General features: G+C 36.6%; 14 protein-coding genes and 3 pseudogenes. 12 read left to right on the top strand and 5 right to left on the bottom strand.

The genetic code is table 11. The features are described 5' to 3' along the window. Positions 1-102: 102 nt before the first annotated feature. The 5 genes and pseudogenes from AU387_RS18320 (at position 103) to AU387_RS18300 (ending at position 3431) form a co-directional block, all read left to right on the top strand. Positions 103-510: a hypothetical protein gene (locus tag AU387_RS18320; protein WP_232460779.1), complete on the top strand. Its 408-nt coding sequence runs from the start codon at positions 103-105 to the stop codon at positions 508-510. Between the two features lie 737 nt (positions 511-1247). Continuing rightward, a pseudogene (locus AU387_RS22330) lies at positions 1248-1467 on the top strand (hypothetical protein). Between the two features lie 37 nt (positions 1468-1504). Beyond that, entirely contained in the window at positions 1505-1927 is a 423-nt protein-coding gene (locus tag AU387_RS18310) for a UPF0715 family protein (RefSeq protein ID WP_306481471.1), read from the top strand. 84 nt (positions 1928-2011) lie between these two features. Continuing rightward, positions 2012-2545, top strand: a complete 534-nt coding sequence (locus AU387_RS18305) for a GNAT family N-acetyltransferase (protein ID WP_059336549.1) — start codon at positions 2012-2014, stop codon at positions 2543-2545. Positions 2546-2918: 373 nt separating this feature from the next. Beyond that, positions 2919-3431, top strand: coding sequence for a GNAT family N-acetyltransferase (locus tag AU387_RS18300; protein WP_044155603.1), 513 nt, complete (start codon positions 2919-2921; stop codon positions 3429-3431). 127 nt (positions 3432-3558) lie between these two features. Here the strand turns inward: AU387_RS18300 and AU387_RS22155 are convergent. Further along, positions 3559-3785, bottom strand: a pseudogene (locus AU387_RS22155) (hypothetical protein). Between the two features lie 200 nt (positions 3786-3985). Next, the gene (locus AU387_RS18295; protein ID WP_059336548.1) at positions 3986-4489 is read right to left on the bottom strand and encodes a DinB family protein; all 504 of its coding nucleotides are present in this window, start codon (positions 4487-4489) and stop codon (positions 3986-3988) included. A 327-nt stretch (positions 4490-4816) separates the two neighbouring features. Between AU387_RS18295 and AU387_RS18290 the strand changes: the two genes are divergently transcribed. Then, on the top strand, positions 4817-5437 hold the full coding sequence (locus tag AU387_RS18290) for a lytic polysaccharide monooxygenase auxiliary activity family 9 protein (RefSeq protein ID WP_059336679.1): 621 nt from the start codon (positions 4817-4819) through the stop codon (positions 5435-5437). Positions 5438-6005: 568 nt separating this feature from the next. Further along, positions 6006-6257, top strand: a complete 252-nt coding sequence (locus AU387_RS22325) for a hypothetical protein (RefSeq protein ID WP_332455479.1) — start codon at positions 6006-6008, stop codon at positions 6255-6257. Positions 6258-6636: 379 nt separating this feature from the next. Here the strand turns inward: AU387_RS22325 and AU387_RS22410 are convergent. Then, positions 6637-6684: pseudogene (locus tag AU387_RS22410) on the bottom strand (hypothetical protein); the annotation flags it as partial. A gap of 237 nt (positions 6685-6921) precedes the next feature. Between AU387_RS22410 and AU387_RS18280 the strand changes: the two are divergent. The 3 genes from AU387_RS18280 to xynB all read left to right on the top strand — a co-directional run bounded on the left by AU387_RS18280 (position 6922) and on the right by xynB (position 10808). Beyond that, positions 6922-7203, top strand: a complete 282-nt coding sequence (locus tag AU387_RS18280) for a hypothetical protein (RefSeq protein WP_059336546.1) — start codon at positions 6922-6924, stop codon at positions 7201-7203. Between the two features lie 581 nt (positions 7204-7784). After that, entirely contained in the window at positions 7785-9176 is a 1392-nt protein-coding gene (locus AU387_RS18275) for an MFS transporter (protein ID WP_044155618.1), read from the top strand. A gap of 30 nt (positions 9177-9206) precedes the next feature. Next, entirely contained in the window at positions 9207-10808 is a 1602-nt protein-coding gene (gene xynB / locus AU387_RS18270) for a xylan 1,4-beta-xylosidase (RefSeq protein WP_059336545.1), read from the top strand. Between the two features lie 149 nt (positions 10809-10957). Here the strand turns inward: xynB and xylR are convergent, their stop codons facing one another. Next, positions 10958-12112: a transcriptional repressor XylR gene (gene xylR / locus AU387_RS18265; protein ID WP_044155621.1), complete on the bottom strand. Its 1155-nt coding sequence runs from the start codon at positions 12110-12112 to the stop codon at positions 10958-10960. 257 nt (positions 12113-12369) lie between these two features. Here xylR and xylA point away from each other — a divergent pair, with 257 nt between their 5' ends. Both xylA and xylB read left to right on the top strand, forming a co-directional pair. Then, positions 12370-13707, top strand: a complete 1338-nt coding sequence (gene xylA / locus AU387_RS18260) for a xylose isomerase (protein ID WP_059336544.1) — start codon at positions 12370-12372, stop codon at positions 13705-13707. A 161-nt stretch (positions 13708-13868) separates the two neighbouring features. Then, positions 13869-15374: a xylulokinase gene (gene xylB / locus AU387_RS18255; RefSeq protein WP_059336543.1), complete on the top strand. Its 1506-nt coding sequence runs from the start codon at positions 13869-13871 to the stop codon at positions 15372-15374. Positions 15375-15905: 531 nt separating this feature from the next. Here xylB and AU387_RS18250 read toward each other — a convergent pair. Further along, complete coding sequence (locus tag AU387_RS18250; protein WP_059336542.1) at positions 15906-17345, bottom strand: flavin monoamine oxidase family protein; 1440 nt, start codon at positions 17343-17345, stop codon at positions 15906-15908. Positions 17346-17357: the final 12 nt, after the last annotated feature.

Here is a 17357-nt window from a genome sequence, read left to right as displayed (position 1 = left end):
AGGATCATAAAAGCCTATTTATTTTCAAAATCGTGGTTTTAAACAAATTAGGGGGAAACGAATGAATCAAGATATTCAGCTTTTGAAAGACCTCAAAACGAATTGAAAACGCAGGATCATGGCTCTCAAGCTGCACCGCGGTTTTGGTCTATAGGAGATTATAAATGGATTAAGACTTCAGATGATGATGCGGAACGCTATTCTGTTTACATTCCTGAAGATGGCGAATCCTATGAGCTGGAAAGTTGTCTAAAGGACATCAAGAAGAATGATGAATTGTCTTCAGAAGCGATGGAAGATATAGAGTGTGAGGCTTCCGCATTAGATTGGATACATGAATATGTAGACAGTGGCGCTGATCTGATACCAGAAACAGAGGTTCATTACATTTATCAAAATACAATGTTTCTAACTAAAGCGGAGGAAAAACAGTACATAAAACAAAATCATTACCACTATACGAAAAAGGTTCATACGGGCTATGACAGCTTGGAGAGCACCAAAAGTTGAAAGGTTGCTTAAAATTCTCGAAACGTTTGATTGGAGTTCAATAACGATATCTAAATAAAAGATAGTTTTTATATAGTTGAGTTGTTGAAACGATCGCAATAATAACTAATCTTTGCCAATGGGTCGTCCTTAGCAAGAGACTTATTAAATCGTTCATCTAATGTTATATTGCTTGATGAATTTGATAAAGCTCCTGCAGTATTTCATAGCGCATTTTATAAAATAAGGCATTTTAGTTGATAAACACTATGTAGCAGATATTTCAAAAGCAATCATTATCTGCACTTCTACCTTCTAACTATAAATCTAGAGAAGAAATTAAAAAGTCATGAGGAGAAGCCTTGTATTCCAAGTTTGATCACTTTATTGAATTCGAACTAACATTAAAAGAGGCACCACTAGAATTAATTGAAAAAAGTTATATAAAAATGATACAATTTTTCTCAAAGAAGGAGAAAGAAGTAATGGAAGATGATGTTTTTAAATCTATAATTGACCTAGCGGGCAGTTTAATAATGTAAGAGAAATTGAGCGGGAAACCCAGAAGTTGATGTGTAGTGTTTTAATTAAGGAGCTATAAAAAGCTATTGTTTTTAAATAGAAAGAAAAAGGTTAAGACATTCCTGGGAAAAAGTCTAAATAAAACTACGAATTTAAGAGAAGGGAGACTTGCTATCAATATGAATGTTAAAAAAGCTGCAGCTATTTTTTCAATCGCTATTCCAATTATCTGAGCTATCTATTATTTTTATGGGAGTATCTCAATTCCATGGCAAAGTATGCCGATGTTTTTTCATTATTGCTTTCTCCTATAGGAATGTTTTTTGCGTTGGTTTCAATAAAGTCAAATAAACGGTGTGCATATATGAAATAGTCTTAAATGGAATTATGTTTCTATTTCCTTTTTTCTGGTTTATAGGTGGGATTTTGTTATTTGAAGTTTGGATAACTGAATAACAATTCTTTTTTAAAGAAAAGATTTGAGCTATATTTTTTGGAGGTTAAAGCTTTGAGTTTTAATAAAAAAAATGTCGCTAGATATAGTCTTACACTAGCGCTCTCATGCATTACATACGGGATTATTATTGGGTTTTATGGTTTTGCTTATTCTAATTTCGAACCTTGGATGCTGATAACAATTTTCATCATACCATTTTATGCATTCATCCCATATACAGTATTTGCTATTCCATTGCAAATATTACTTCGAAAAAAAGTAAAGAAATTTAGTGTGCTGTACTTATTGATTTACATAATCGTAGCGCTAATCGCATTATTCTTGTTCTCCTTAGCCAGTGATCCAACTTATGTGCTTACTGAGGTTCAACATGTGAACTTTTATTATTTGAGTTTTGTAGCAGCGGCGGTGTACTGGTTCTGGGATTCAGTATTTATAAAGAATCAAGAAAAGATTTAATATAACAACGTTCTAAACAACAAGTATTAAGGCTGTTGAAGAAAAAGCTTATGGCAATTAACTAAAAGAACAGGGGATATGAATATGGAAATCTCAATTAGGCAAGAGCTCACTGAAGAATATCATACGTCTGAAGAAATGATTAAAAGAGCTTTTTCAAAAGTAGAATATAGCGACAAGAAAGAACACATACTTGTAAATAAGATTAGAAAATCAGATGCATTCATTCCTGAACTTTCATTAGTTGCATTACATCAAAACAAAGATATCGTAGGTCATATCCTTTTATCTAAAATCCAAATCATAGATGGCGATAATGCAGTCGATTCTTTGGCACTTGCTCCAGTTTCTGTTGCGCCTGAGAACCAGAAAAAAGGAATCGGGAGTCAATTAATTCGTGCTGGGTTAAAAAAAGCAATAGAGCTTGGTTATCGTTCAGTAATTGTTTTAGGACATAAAGATTATTATCCGAAGTTTGGTTTTAAGCCAGCTAGCTTATGGAATATAAAAGCGCCCTTTGAGGTGCCTGATGAAGTATTTATGGCTCTGGAATTAGCAGATCATTCTCTTGAAGATGTGCAAGGTGTCGTTCATTATTCAGAAGCTTTTATGGAGTGAAAGCTAGATGATTGATTAGAAATTGATAAAAAAGAGGTTATCCCTGAAATTTTCATTTTGTGGATAGCCTCTTTTTTGTGTAAATAGCTTTAAAAATGAAAAAGAAAGCTGCAAAGGGATATGAATGAAAATAAAAAAGACGCGATTATTGAATCATTAAAGCGGAAAGTCAAGCGATTAGAGCATAAGAGCAACGATTTACGTGACCAATTAAAGGCGTACACAGAAGTCTACAAGAAGATATAGCTGAGACGCCTACCCTTTGTGTGCAAGGGCCCAGATTGTTGTATAAGGATAGTATTTAAAGAGGTTATTATTGTTTTAATATCGAATAAAGATTTAAGTGTAATTATTTTTGATGGGAGATATTTTAATGCATATAACAACAAAAAGGTTATTGATACGTGAATTTGAATTCAAAGATTGGAAAGCTGTATATGAGTATACGTCAGATATGAATGTTATGAAGTATATACCAGAAGGGGTTTTTACTGAAGAAGATGCAAAAACATTTGTAAATAAAAACAAAGGTGATAACGCTGAAAATTTTCCTGTAATACTAAAAGATGAAGATTCTCTTATAGGCCATATTGTTTTTTATAAGTATTTTGGTGAACATACATATGAGATTGGGTGGGTGTTTAATCCGAATTATCAAAATAGAGGGTATGCTTCTGAAGCAGCACAAGCTATCTTGGAATATGGATTTAAAGAAATGAACTTACATAGGATGATAGCTACGTGTCAACCTGAGAATATCCCATCATACCGAGTTATGGAGAAGATTGGAATGAGAAGAGAAGGCTTTTTTAAAAAATGTATTCCTAAAGGCAATGAATGGTGGGATGAATATTATTACGCTATTTTAGAGGAAGAGTGGAATTGAACTATATTGAAGGCAGAAACATTGGCGATATAAACAAAATACCATCTCCTACTTAGAACACTGAAATGGCAGGAGACATTCTTACATGCAGGGCATTTTATTTGAGACAATTCTAGTAGGATTAAAACTATATATTTACTAATGTGTAAACCAATGCAACGATGAACAAGAAATATGGAATATAAGAAATTGACGAACTTGCTTTATGTTTTTGGAGAGTATATATAAGTGCAAAACTCAAAAAGAAAACAGTCACAAACCAAGAAGTGTATTCAGGAAAGATTGCGGCCACCAACACGATGATCGTTGAAAAAATAATGAAGAGTAATGAGTAACTTTTTGATCATGATTCAAAGAAATCACCTTATAAATTTTTACCCATTTTAATGTGTATCAAAACATTATTCAAAAAGGAGATTAGAAAAATGCCAGATATTATTTCTCATGTTAATCAACATTGATTAAATGAACAAAAGGAAGAGCATGTTTTGAAAAAAAATCATCGAAACATGCTTTTATATTTTGTAATAGGTTAACTTCGTTATAAAGGCTGCTTACATTTGCGGGGGTTCCAAACCGAATCTTGTCCATTCCTCTTTAGCTGGACCATAAATACCTGGAACAGTTAATCCTGCTTGTCTCATAAGAACAGTCATTTGTCCTCGATGGTGATTTTGATGTTGAATCAAAAACATCAAAAGTGAACCATTTGGCAATTGTTGACCAATAAAGTTGATACGTTCTTGAAGTGTATGATCAGTCCATTGGGTAGTTAATGCCTGTACAAACGCATTGCTGGCTTGATGATAGCTGTCTGCTATAAACTGAGCCGAAGTAGGAACAGGATAATCTTCAGCAGGGGCATGAAACGTTAAGTTTGTGTTTGAGGTAATGATGCGAATGGCAGCAACAGTATGCCAAGCAATACGGCCTAAAGTCCAATTTTGTGAAGTTATTGCTTGTTTAAGTGATTCATCAGTTAGACTATTTAGCAGTTTCTGTGTAGCGTCAGCTTCGAACTCCCAAGATTTTAAAAAATGGTCTAAGGTTTGAAACACAAAAATCCTCCTTATGATGTTTTGTTTTCTTTTTATAGCTTAATTATACCTGCTCGTTTAGTTAAAAAGAACAAAACTTTAGACAAGAATTTTCTAAGGAAAAGAAGGCAGCGCAACATTATTATAGACGTTACGACTTTATTTCAAAGTTACATGAATACATGTAATCAAGACGAAAAAAAGCTGTAGGAAGAACAAAAGAGGGGGGAGTATGAAGTTTTTTAAGTGTTACGCCATCAAAAAAAAGAAGGAGTTTACCTGACATATAATGAATTATTATAGTAGGGAAGAGAAAAATTTTACAGAAAAGGGAGGAATGAGTTGGTAATGAAGGGTTTTGTCAAAGGCGCTGTTCTAACTGCTGTTCTGAGTGTGGGTGCTACTTTATTTGCAGGTGATGTATCTGCACACGGGTATATAAAAGAACCTGCTAGTAGAGCGTACATGGGATCATTAGAAAAACAAATAATTGGTTGGACGGCAGCTACACAAAAGTATGGTTCTGTAGTTGATAATCCTCAATCGGTAGAAGGACTAAAAGGGTTTCCAGCCGGAGGTCCGCCAGATGGAAAAATTGCATCGGCAAATGGAGGCTTTGGTCAAATTGACTTTGGGTTAGACAGGCAGACTGCAGATCATTGGGTAAAACAAAACATGCATGGAGGTCTAAACACCTTTACTTGGCACTATACTGCTCCTCACGCAACATCAAAGTGGCACTATTATATAACCAAGAAAGATTGGAATCCAAACAAACCATTAACAAGAGATGAGTTTGAATTAATTGGAACAGTTGATCACGATGGTTCAAAGGCAGATACAAATCTTTCTCATAAAATTTATGTGCCAGCAGATCGCAGTGGTTATCATGTCATTCTAGGGGTGTGGGACGTTGCGGATACCTCTAATGCCTTTTATAATGTAATTGATGTAAACCTAATACAATGATGTTGAACCTCCATCGAATAAATCTTAATCCCAATGGACAAGAATATGAGGCTTAATCAGAAAATTGCCATCAAATCTGGCACAGTGTATACCGCTAAGGTTTTAACAGCTGCCAATAGTTGTGAAGCCATCACCAGCTAGTGAAACGTCTACAGTACAACGAAGGAAACTGTAACGGAACCGGGAGAACACAGAGTGTTTGAGTGTGGAAGTACGAGAATCAGATATCTATTGCAGATCGGTTAGATGTTCGTGCATCTGCCGATCTTTTTTTAATTTTAATTGAAGTCTACTCAATACATAGAATAGAATGGCATTAAGCTTCTTCACTTCCTTGATACTAACGAAAAAAATCATTTAGATAAAACATCTTTTCGGAATACGAGAAAAGAATTAAGCGCAGTGTGATCTGAGGCAAGGTTTGAGGCATCTTTTGAAAGTATTAATGAACCTGTTGTTGAAGCAATAGCATCGTAGACAATGACGTCTTAATATATTTTTATGAAAAATACGATTTTAAAGAGAACGGAGATTTACTTTTAATATGAATTAAAAAAAAGCTGCAGTCATATTTTCATTTGCTTTTCCAATTATCTCAGCTATATTAATAATTAATTTGTTGACAGGGATTATTTTAATGCCGTGGCAAGGAATGCCGGTATTGTTCCCTCTATTACTCTCACCTATAGGGATAATGCTGGCGTTAGGTTCAATCAAGACAAATAAACGGTGGGCTATATGGGGAATCATTTTAAATTCAATTTTGTTACTATTCCCTTTCTTCTTTTTTATAGGTGGAACTTTGTTATTCGGAGTCTAATTTTTTAAATGACGTGAAAATCAATGAAGATTTTGAACAATTGGATAACTGGTTAAAAAGGATACATGGTAGGGGGGGCTGATTTTGAGCCAGAATTAAAGCTGCACATGAAATCAGTATTTTTGAAGCTTTAAACAAAGAACCACTCCTTGGAAGTTTTATTAAACCATAAAACGGTATGAGCATTTATTGGAGAGGAAAGGGGTCATGATAAAAGAAGTGTTTTATTTAAAATTGGGGGAGTTGACTTGAACATTTTTATTTGGATTGCCATGTTTATAGCTATTTTTGGCGGCTCTTATGCAGGTTACAAAAGGAATAAAAAGAAAGAGCTTAAACAAGAAAAGTAAGTATATAAGTTTCTGGAAAGAGTATTAAGTTAAATGCTCTTTTCTATTCCACATCTCCGGCATTCACGTATGAATACACCGCTCTTTGCAGAGTTTTTGAATAAAGCTAATCGCCATTATCGCAAGGGAAGGAGTGTTTATTTGTATTGGAATAGAGCGGAAAGAGAATGGTGAGTCAAAAAGCATGGCAGCTGAGAGGGTTTGTAGAGCGGGCTCCTATACTTGTAGACCTGTATCAAAAGCGGTTTAATAATGGAAACGGATTTAAAAAGGGGTGAAAAGCTATCAAAACATTAGTTGTATTATCCAGTTTTATGGGGATTGTGTTATCAATTATTGGACAAATATTTGGAATCCTAACTGATTTCTTTATTCCAGGCATTGCTCGATTTATAGGGGTAATAGCGGGTATTCTAGTGTTACTTAGTTTGAAGTCAAGAAATACAGAAATGCAGGCTTTTATATTAGGTTCAAGTACTGCGTTAGGAATAATGGGAGCAGGAATTTTATATGTTCCAGCTGCAATGATCAATGTCTTCATTAGTTTCAAACTAAACAAAAAGTTAAAAGAAGAGAACGTAAAGGAGCAGATCTGAATAGACTGCTTTTTGTTTTATTCAGAGTAAAGTTTATATGAATTTAAAAATTTCACAGGGTTCTTAGAAGGAATGAAATCTTTTTGAAGAGAATAATCAGGATATTTGAGAAACTGACTGTTTAAAAAAGCAATAATCAATATTTGCTTCAGGAATTTAAATTTTCTGAAAAAACATTGAAAAAGTTGATAGGATTTTATAATATTAAGTCAAGTTAGTTTGTCTAATCAACAAACTAATGAAGATGACTTTATTAGTTCCATAAGATAAGGCTACTTCTAAATATAAAGGGGGGAATAAGAGGCTCGATTCAATGGGAGCTAAACAATATATAAAACAAAAGAGTGTTGTATCTTTAATCCTTTCCAAAGTATACGGGTGCAACTAAAAAGATGAATTTACTGCTTGCTGATTAGATCGCTTTGTACGATGAAAAATGCACTGTGAAATTAAACCACTCATATTTTTTGTGATTTATTGAAAGCGCTTTTATAAACAATTGCCGGCCGAGGTGAGTTTGAGAAATTTTTATACCATTGCATACTGTTCCTTATTTAATGATCGAAAAGGGAGGAAAGATCATGGTCAGTGAAAATGTAAAGAAGATTAGCATGACTGAAAAAGTTGGCTATGCTTCTGGAGATTTTGCATGTAATTTAATTTATGCAACGGTGTCTACTTATCTTTTGTTCTTCTATACAGATGTATTTGGTTTATCGGCAGCAGCAGCCGGTACCATGTTCTTAGTGGTTAGAATCATCGACGCTCTCGCTGACCCTTTTATTGGAACAGTAGTAGACAGAACAAATAGCAGGTTTGGACGCTTTAGACCGTATCTTTTATTCGGAGCTTTCCCATTTGTCATACTGGCAATACTCTGTTTTACAACACCAGATTTTTCAGATATGGGGAAATTAATATATGCCTATATGACCTATGTTGGCTTGTCGCTTACATACACAACGATTAACGTGCCATATGGCGCGTTAACTTCTGCAATGACTAGAAATAATCAAGAAGTGGTTAGTATAACATCAGTTCGTATGTTATTTGCGAATCTTGGGGGACTTGTCGTTGCATTTTTTGTTCCCTTATTGGCTGCTTATTTAAGCGATACTTCCGGCAACGAATCTCTTGGCTGGCAGCTAACCATGGGTATTTTAGGATTGATAGGAGGGTGCCTTTTAATCTTTTGTTTTAAAAGCACAAAAGAGCGTGTCACTCTTCAAAAATCCGAAGAAAAAATTAAATTTACGGATATATTTGAGCAGTTTCGTGTTAATCGTCCACTTGTTGTATTAAGTATTTTCTTTATTATTATTTTTGGAGTGAATTCCATCAGTAATTCGGTTGGCATTTATTACGTAACGTATAACTTAGAAAGAGAGGATTTGGTGAAGTGGTACGGTTTGATAGGAAGTTTGCCCGCTTTGGTCATTTTACCGTTTATTCCAAGGCTTCATCAATTTTTGGGGAAGAAGAAATTACTAAACTATGCTTTATTACTGAATATAATCGGCCTCTTAGCTTTACTGTTTGTTCCGCCAAGTAATGTATATCTCATACTTTTCTGTCGCTTAATCGCTGCTGCTGGAAGTCTCACTGCCGGGGGATATATGTGGGCGCTTATTCCTGAAACAATAGAATATGGAGAGTACAGGACTGGGAAAAGAATGGGTGGGCTTATTTACGCTATCATCGGATTTTTCTTTAAGTTTGGTATGGCCTTAGGAGGAGTTGTTCCGGGTCTGGTTCTTGATAAGTTTGGATATGTGGCAAATCAGGCACAAACCCCGGCGGCATTAACGGGGATTTTAATTACAACAACCATTATTCCCGTGTTCTTGCTGGCTCTGGCTTTAATTGATATTAATTTCTATAACTTAGATGAGAAAAAATATAAAAACATGGTTCGAGAATTAGAGAATAGAGACAAAGTTTATTTGGATCATATTGATGATTTCAAAGCTTAAAAAAGAAAATAGACTGAGGAGGAGTCCCAAATGAAGATTACCAATCCAGTACTTAAAGGATTTAATCCCGATCCAAGTATTTGCAGGGCAGGGGAGGATTATTATATCGCTGTATCTACATTTGAGTGGTTTCCAGGTGTCCAGATACACCATTCAAAAGATTTAGTGAATTGGCGCTTAGTCGCACATCCTTTACAGAGAGTTTCACAATTAGACATGAAAGGAAACCCTAATTCAGGCGGGGTATGGGCACCATGTTTAAGTTACAGTGACGGAAAGTTTTGGCTGATCTATACGGATGTTAAGGTCGTAGATGGCGCCTGGAAAGATTGTCACAATTATTTAGTGACTTGTGAAACGATTAATGGCGATTGGGGGGAGCTGATCAAATTAAATAGCTCAGGATTTGATGCTTCTTTGTTCCATGATACGGATGGAAAAAAATATTTATTAAATATGTTATGGGATCAGCGTATTGATCGGCACTCCTTTGGAGGCATTGTCATGCAGGAATATTCTGATAAGGAGCAAAAACTAATCGGTAAACCGAAAGTGATATTTAAAGGAACTGAAAGAAAGCTGACAGAAGCGCCGCACCTTTACCGTATCGGGAACTATTATTATTTATTGACTGCAGAAGGAGGAACACGGTTTGAACACGCTGCTACAATTGCCCGTTCTAAAAATATTGAGGGGCCATATGAAGTTCATCCCGATAATCCAATCTTAACATCATGGCATGATCCAGGAAATCCATTGCAAAAATGCGGGCATGCATCCATTGTTCAAACACATACAGATGAGTGGTATTTAGCTCATTTAACGGGACGTCCCATTCATCCTGACGATGATTCAATTTTTCAGCAGAGAGGATATTGTCCTTTAGGCAGAGAAACAGCTATTCAAAAACTGGATTGGAAAGATGAATGGCCTTATGTAGTAGGTGGAAAAGAAGGAAGCTTGGAGGTAGAAGCGCCTTCTATACCTAATACAATGTTTCAAGCAACGTACCCGGAAGTTGATGAATTTGAGGACTCAACATTAAATATAAATTTTCAAACTTTAAGGATCCCGTTTACGAATGAATTAGGTTCATTAACTCAAGTGCCAAATCATTTACGATTATACGGTCATGAATCATTAACCTCAACTTTTACTCAGGCATTTGTGGCCAGACGTTGGCAAAGTCTCCATTTTGAAGCAGAAACGGCTGTTGAGTTTTATCCGGAGAATTTTCAACAAGCTGCTGGATTGGTGAACTATTACAATACAGAAAACTGGACGGCTCTTCAAGTCACGCATGATGAAGAACTTGGCCGTATTCTTGAATTAACAATATGTGATAACTTTTCTTTTTCACAACCATTAAAAAATAAAATTGTTATTCCTCGTGAAGTAAAGTATGTATATTTAAAAGTAAATATTGAAAAGGAAAATTATTATTATTTTTATTCTTTTAACAAAGAAGATTGGCACAAAATTGACATTGCATTGGAATCGAAAAAATTATCAGATGATTACATCCGTGGAGGAGGATTTTTCACGGGAGCCTTTGTAGGGATGCAATGCCAAGATACCAGTGGTAACAATATTCCGGCCGACTTTAGATATTTTCGCTATAAAGAAAAATAATTTGCGCATGAAAAAAGGAGACTTCTATTTTAGAACTCCTTTTTTCATATCCTTCAGAAATACTCCTATTCAACATCAATATAACAAACAAAAAGCTCATCTTTAAAGATGAGCGCAGGACATAAAGATCTGTACATTTTAATCATAAATTACATTGTAACCATATCCAGAAATTGATCAATAACAATAGAGGACATTCCTAATGCCGGTGCATTTTTTCCTAAGAAAGACGGTAATAATTCATAGCTATTGCCTAATTGGGAATAAACCCTGGACGACACTTCACTTCTAATTGAATTTAAAACCATAGGATGCGATTCAATTATGCTGTTTCTTAAAATGATGGCTTGAGGATTGAATGTATTTAGAATATTGGTAAGGCCTATTCCTAAATAGAATCCAAAATTCTGTAATGCATTTAAAGTTCCGATATCATTCCGGTGGGCAAGGTCTATAATATCTTGATAGGACACTTTTTTCTCTTTAGTCTGAAGAGATTTTAATAAAGCCTTCTCAGAAGCATACAATTCCCAGCAGCCTCGGTTTCCGCAACTGCATTTAGGGCCATTAAAGTCTATTGTCATATGTCCCATTTCTCCAGAGAATCCGCTGACCCCTCTATATAAATCATTGTTGATAATAACACCGATCCCTATCCCTGTACTGACACTTGCATAAATAATGTTATCGTGATTTTTTGCAGCACCGAATACTTTTTCTCCATATGCCCCAGCATTCGCCTCATTTTCAATAAAAACGGGCACATTGAACTTCTCTTGTATGAAAGATTTTAAGTCAATATCTCTCCAGTTGGAGTTCGGAGTGAAAACAATTTTTTGATTTTTATCAACTAGTCCAGGCACGCATATGCCTATACCAGTAAGCCCGTATGGAGATTGTGGCATATGCGTAATAAAGTGATGAATCATATCAATTAAAATGTCTTTGGTTTTTTCTGGAGAATTCGATTCCAAATGGTGGTGTTGATCAAGAACGATCGTTCCTGCAAGGTCTGTTAAAATGCCATTAATATAATCCACACCAACATCTATTCCTACGCAGTATCCTGCCTTTTTATTAAAAACAAGCATGACAGGTCTTCTTCCGCCACTTGATTGTCCCTGACCTATTTCAAATACAAGATTTTCTTTCATTAACGTGTTTACCTGTGATGAAACAGTTGATTTATTTAATCCAGTCTTTTCAGATAATTTTGCTCTTGAAATAGGTGAATTTTTAAGAATTTCTTTTAATAATAACTTTTGATTTACTTTTTTGACAAAGGTTTGATCAGCGATAACCACTTAATCCACTCCATTTGTATAATCTTTAAATTAAGTTGAAATGTATTGTTTTCAGTATGAGACATAGTACATAGCGAATCTTACCTTTACTATATCTAATGTGTTCATAAAAAACAAAAAAAATATTGAAAATACTGATGAGGTTATATAAGATGAAAATAAATTAGTTTGTTCGAACAACAAACTAATAGACAACTTACTTACAATATGAAATAAAACGTGCATGTATTTGAAATGATTTTTAAGGGGGAAATAACATGGCTCAATCTTATTCTAGTTCAGTCAACTATTTTGAAAGCGTAAACAAAGTGGTTTACGAAGGGAAAGATTCCACTAATCCTTTAGCATTTAAATATTATAATTCTCAAGAAGTTATTGGCGGAAAAACGATGAAAGAGCACTTGCGATTTTCTATTGCCTATTGGCATACATTTACCGCTGATGGAACAGACGTTTTTGGGGCAGCTACGATGCAAAGACCATGGGATCACTATAAAGGAATGGATCTGGCGAAGGCGAGAGTAGACGCAGCATTTGAGATGTTTGAAAAACTAGATGCACCATTCTTTGCTTTTCATGACCGAGATGTTGCACCAGAAGGAAGTACGTTAAAAGAGACAAATCAAAATTTAGATATCATCGTGGGTATGATTAAAGAGTATATGAGAAATAGCAACGTTAAGCTATTATGGAATACTGCAAACATGTTCACGAATCCCCGCTTCGTCCATGGTGCGGCGACTTCCTGCAATGCAGATGTGTTTGCGTATGCTGCAGCACAAGTAAAAAAAGGGTTAGAAACAGCAAAAGAGCTTGGTGCCGAGAACTATGTATTTTGGGGCGGACGTGAAGGATATGAAACATTGTTAAATACCGATTTAAAATTGGAGCTTGATAATTTGGCGAGATTCATGCATATGGCAGTGGATTATGCGAAGGAAATCGGATATACAGGGCAGTTTTTGATTGAGCCAAAACCAAAAGAGCCGACCACTCATCAATATGATACAGATGCAGCAACAACCATTGCCTTTTTAAAGCAATATGGCTTAGACAATCATTTTAAATTAAATCTCGAAGCCAATCATGCCACCTTAGCAGGGCATACATTTGAACATGAATTACGGATGGCAAGAGTACATGGTCTTCTTGGCTCTGTTGACGCGAATCAGGGTGATCCTCTTTTAGGCTGGGATACAGATGAATTTCCGACGGATTTATATTCTACGACATTAGCAATGTACGAAATCCTGCAAAATGGCGGCCTTGGAAGCGGTGGATTAAACTTCGATGCGAAGGTGAGAAGGTCTTCTTTTGAACCTGATGATTTAATATATTCCCATGTTGCAGGGATGGATGCATTTGCAAGAGGATTGAGAGTAGCCCATAAATTGATCGAAGATCGTGTGTTTGATGATGTGATTCAACATCGTTATCGCAGCTTTACTGAAGGAATTGGTCTTGAAATTACAGAAGGAAGAGCTAATTTCCATACTCTTGAGCAATATGCGCTAAATAATAAAGCAATTAAAAACGAATCAGGAAGACAGGAGCGATTAAAAGCTATATTGAACCAATACATTTTAGAAGTATAACAGATAAAGAGAACTGCTATAAAAAGGTATAGCATGATAGCCAATACCTGAGATTACCCGTCATGATCCCTTAACTTTTGCTTATTGTTATGACGGGTAATTTCTATAACTGGGCATTTATTTAGAGTGAATGGTTTTTTATAAGGGTAAGGGGTGAAAAAATGAAGTATGTCATTGGAATAGATCTTGGAACGAGTGCTGTTAAAACGATTTTAGTTAATCAAAACGGCAAGGTTTGTGCAGAAACGTCCAGAAGTTATCCGCTCATTCAAGAGAAGGCGGGATATAGTGAGCAAAATCCTGAAGACTGGGTGCAGCAAACAATTGATGCATTGACTGAATTGGTGTCCATATCCAACGTTCAAGCCAAGGATATTGACGGGATAAGTTATTCAGGACAAATGCATGGGTTAGTACTGCTTGACCAAGATCGGCAGGTGTTACGTCATGCGATTCTTTGGAATGACACCAGAACCACGCCTCAATGTATTAAGATGACCGAGAAATTCGGTGATCATCTGCTTAACATCACAAAAAACCGTGCTTTAGAAGGGTTTACATTACCTAAAATCTTATGGGTGAAGGAACATGAGCCTGAACTTTTTAAAAAAACGGCTGTTTTTTTGCTTCCGAAAGACTATGTGAGATTTCGTATGACCGGTGCCATTCACACCGAATACTCCGATGCAGCAGGAACGTTACTTTTACATATTACTCGCAAGGAGTGGAGCGATGATATTTGCAATCGATTTGGCATTTCTGCAGATATTTGTCCTCCGCTTGTTGAATCTCATGATTGTGTAGGATCGCTGCTTCCGAACGTTGCGGCGGAGACAGGGCTGTCGGAAAAAACAAAAGTGTACGCTGGGGGAGCAGATAATGCTTGTGGTGCGATTGGAGCCGGCATTCTTTCTTCCGGAAAAACATTATGCAGTATTGGAACGTCAGGGGTCATACTTTCATACGAAGAAGGCGAAGAAAGAGACTTTAAAGGGAAAGTGCATTTTTTTAATCATGGAAAAAAGGATTCTTTTTATACGATGGGAGTCACGCTCGCTGCAGGGTACAGCTTGGACTGGTTCAAAAGAACGTTTGCCCCAAACGAATCGTTTGAGCAATTATTGAAGGGGGTGGAATCTATTCCAATAGGAGCAAATGGACTGCTATACACTCCTTATTTGGTAGGTGAAAGAACGCCACATGCTGATTCTTCTATTCGGGGAAGCTTAATTGGAATGGATGGAGCACACAAAAGAGAGCATTTTTTGAGGGCGATTATGGAAGGCATTACATTCTCTTTACATGAATCAATTGAGCTATTTCGAGAAGCGGGAAAATCAGTGCATACTGTTGTTTCTATTGGTGGAGGAGCTAAAAATGAAACGTGGCTTCAAATGCAAGCTGATATTTTCAATGCGAGAGTGATAAAGTTGGCAAATGAACAAGGCCCGGCCATGGGTGCTGCTATGCTAGCTGCCTTTGGAAGTAGGTGGTTTGAATCTCTTGAAGAGTGTGCAGAGCAGTTCATTCGCGAGGCTGCTACATTTTATCCAAAGGAACAAAATGTTCAAAAATATAAAACACTATTCGATGTGTATAAGAAAATTTACACTCACACAAAGGATCTAAATACAGCCTTGAAGAGCTTTCGAAAAAACCAATTATAAGTATGGTTCAAAAACAGTGTGTTTTTTTGTCAGGGGATCAACGAAAAAACAATTAACGACTAATCCTCAACAAAGGCATTTGATGACAAAACTACAGCTCAAATCGGCTCCCAAGATGGCTATTGCGGAAGGATTATGGGAACACCAGTATGACGCTCAATAGCGGCGGCGCGTTTAGTGCCCAGTGAAGTAGCATTGGGAATGCTTTATTCGAAAAGGCAAGAAATTCGATACAACCAAGACTTACTCATAACTTGGAAACATGTCAATTCATTACAATGCAACCTTCAATCTGGAAGGAAATTCAAGCAGTAAATCATCCTTTTAAGTTTTGATTCAAATCCTGATTTGGTTTCAGTCCAAACTCTTGATTTACGATCAAATCGGAAGTATTGTCTACGCACAAACACCCACTCACATTAAATGTGAAGGGGTGTTTGTGATTAGCTACACGATCTAATTGCTGTTTTAAAAAGCAATATCAAATCTATCTAAAGGAGTCGCTAAAAACGGATATAAAAAACGAATGATTTAAGTTATACGATTCACTTCATACGCCGTTCGTATTCCGGATTCAATCGCTCCTTGCATCCATCCGTGAGTAAGTGAGGCGTGTTCTCCAGCGAAATGTATTTTCCCTTCAGGGGCAGGGATGTATGGATACAGCTGTAATTCCTGTCCTGGTTCGAAAGCTGTGAAACCCCCGGCTGAATGTGGATTTTGTGTCCAGCTAAAAGAAGCGCCGGTCACAAACTCTGACCATACAACATCACCATAGATTTCCGATAAATTCATTAACGTATAGCGGAGGCGCTCTCCCTCTGAAAGACTGTCCCATATCAGTGCCTCATCCGCCCATGTGTAACTCGCTACAACGACAGCATGTCCATTCGATCCAATGTCAATGCTGGGATAATACGAAAATCTAATCGGAAGATCAGTTATCGATTTGCCGCCGCGCTGCCCAGCTTTTTCCCAAAAACGGCTCTTAAACTCTATTCCGATTTTTGTTGCGGCAATATAGTTGAGTTCACGAATGGCCCGCCGTTTATAATAGGAAAATGAATCATATGGTTCAACTTGTACAAAACGCAATGTTGAAAATGGAATGGTTATGATAGCGAGATCGCCTGTCACTGCCAAATGTTTTGCTGTCTGTTGATGAATGCAGTTAACCGTAACATTGTTTTGGTTTTGAGATATTTTCACCATTTTATGATGGAAGACAGTATGTTCTTTTAATTGAGGAAGAAAGGCTTGAGGAAGCAGATCCATGCCGCCTGTTATTTCATAGAAGCGAGTTGGCGACGTATAAAAGATGGATTCCCGTAACACTTCAACAAGGGACATCCCCATATATGCTTCCATATCCAAAAGTACGCCGATCATATCGATTGCACCGTATGAAAAATAAGTATTCAAGTAAGAGCCTAACGAATGGTTCCGGTATTGTGTTTCAACAATCCGCCAATTTCTCGCAGGATCTCCATAAATAAAATTGAGGATAGGCTGCAATACAGAAAGCATCAGCTCTTCGGCCGTTTTTCTTTGTTCATTTGCTGCAACTGGGTATCTTAAGATACCCGGATTGCTTTCAAAATGATGAAGACGTGTTTGAATGCCATTGGCGTAAATGATGTCCATTGGAGTTCTGTTCAAAAATACATTTGTTGGCAGGCTGAATTTTTTTATATATTCCAAGGTTAGAGTATGGATATCCGGAATACGCATTGGTCCAGCATTGAAATACAGCCCGGCACTGTAGGGAGATCGCAACGTGCAAACTCTGCCCCCGACTCTATCACTCGCTTCCAGAATCGTCACTTTATGTCCCGCATTCTTCAGCAAAGATGCAGAAACAAGCCCGGCCAACCCGGCGCCAACGATAATAATGTGCTTTGGGTATTGTGATGTGCTGAGACCATTTCTAATCATCGCAATCATGTCTTCGTTCTTTAGTAGAGAATTCATTTTTGTGAGGCA

It is taken from the genome of Bacillus halotolerans, from assembly GCF_001517105.1.
Lineage (GTDB): Bacteria > Bacillota > Bacilli > Bacillales > Bacillaceae > Bacillus > Bacillus halotolerans.
This window is presented reverse-complemented; position numbering and strand designations above follow the sequence as displayed.

What these genes read in the sequence shown, in the direction of transcription:
- AU387_RS18305 (WP_059336549.1), top strand. Translation starts at nt 2,012, where the DNA reads ATGGAAATCTCAATTAGGCAAGAGCTCACTGAAGAATATCATACGTCT.
- AU387_RS18300 (WP_044155603.1), top strand. Translation starts at nt 2,919, where the DNA reads ATGCATATAACAACAAAAAGGTTATTGATACGTGAATTTGAATTCAAA.
- AU387_RS18290 (WP_059336679.1), top strand. Translation starts at nt 4,817, where the DNA reads ATGAAGGGTTTTGTCAAAGGCGCTGTTCTAACTGCTGTTCTGAGTGTG.
- AU387_RS18280 (WP_059336546.1), top strand. Translation starts at nt 6,922, where the DNA reads ATGGGGATTGTGTTATCAATTATTGGACAAATATTTGGAATCCTAACT.
- AU387_RS18275 (WP_044155618.1), top strand. Translation starts at nt 7,785, where the DNA reads ATGGTCAGTGAAAATGTAAAGAAGATTAGCATGACTGAAAAAGTTGGC.
- xynB (WP_059336545.1), top strand. Translation starts at nt 9,207, where the DNA reads ATGAAGATTACCAATCCAGTACTTAAAGGATTTAATCCCGATCCAAGT.
- xylA (WP_059336544.1), top strand. Translation starts at nt 12,370, where the DNA reads ATGGCTCAATCTTATTCTAGTTCAGTCAACTATTTTGAAAGCGTAAAC.
- xylB (WP_059336543.1), top strand. Translation starts at nt 13,869, where the DNA reads ATGAAGTATGTCATTGGAATAGATCTTGGAACGAGTGCTGTTAAAACG.
- AU387_RS18250 (WP_059336542.1), bottom strand. Translation starts at nt 17,345, where the DNA reads ATGAATTCTCTACTAAAGAACGAAGACATGATTGCGATGATTAGAAAT.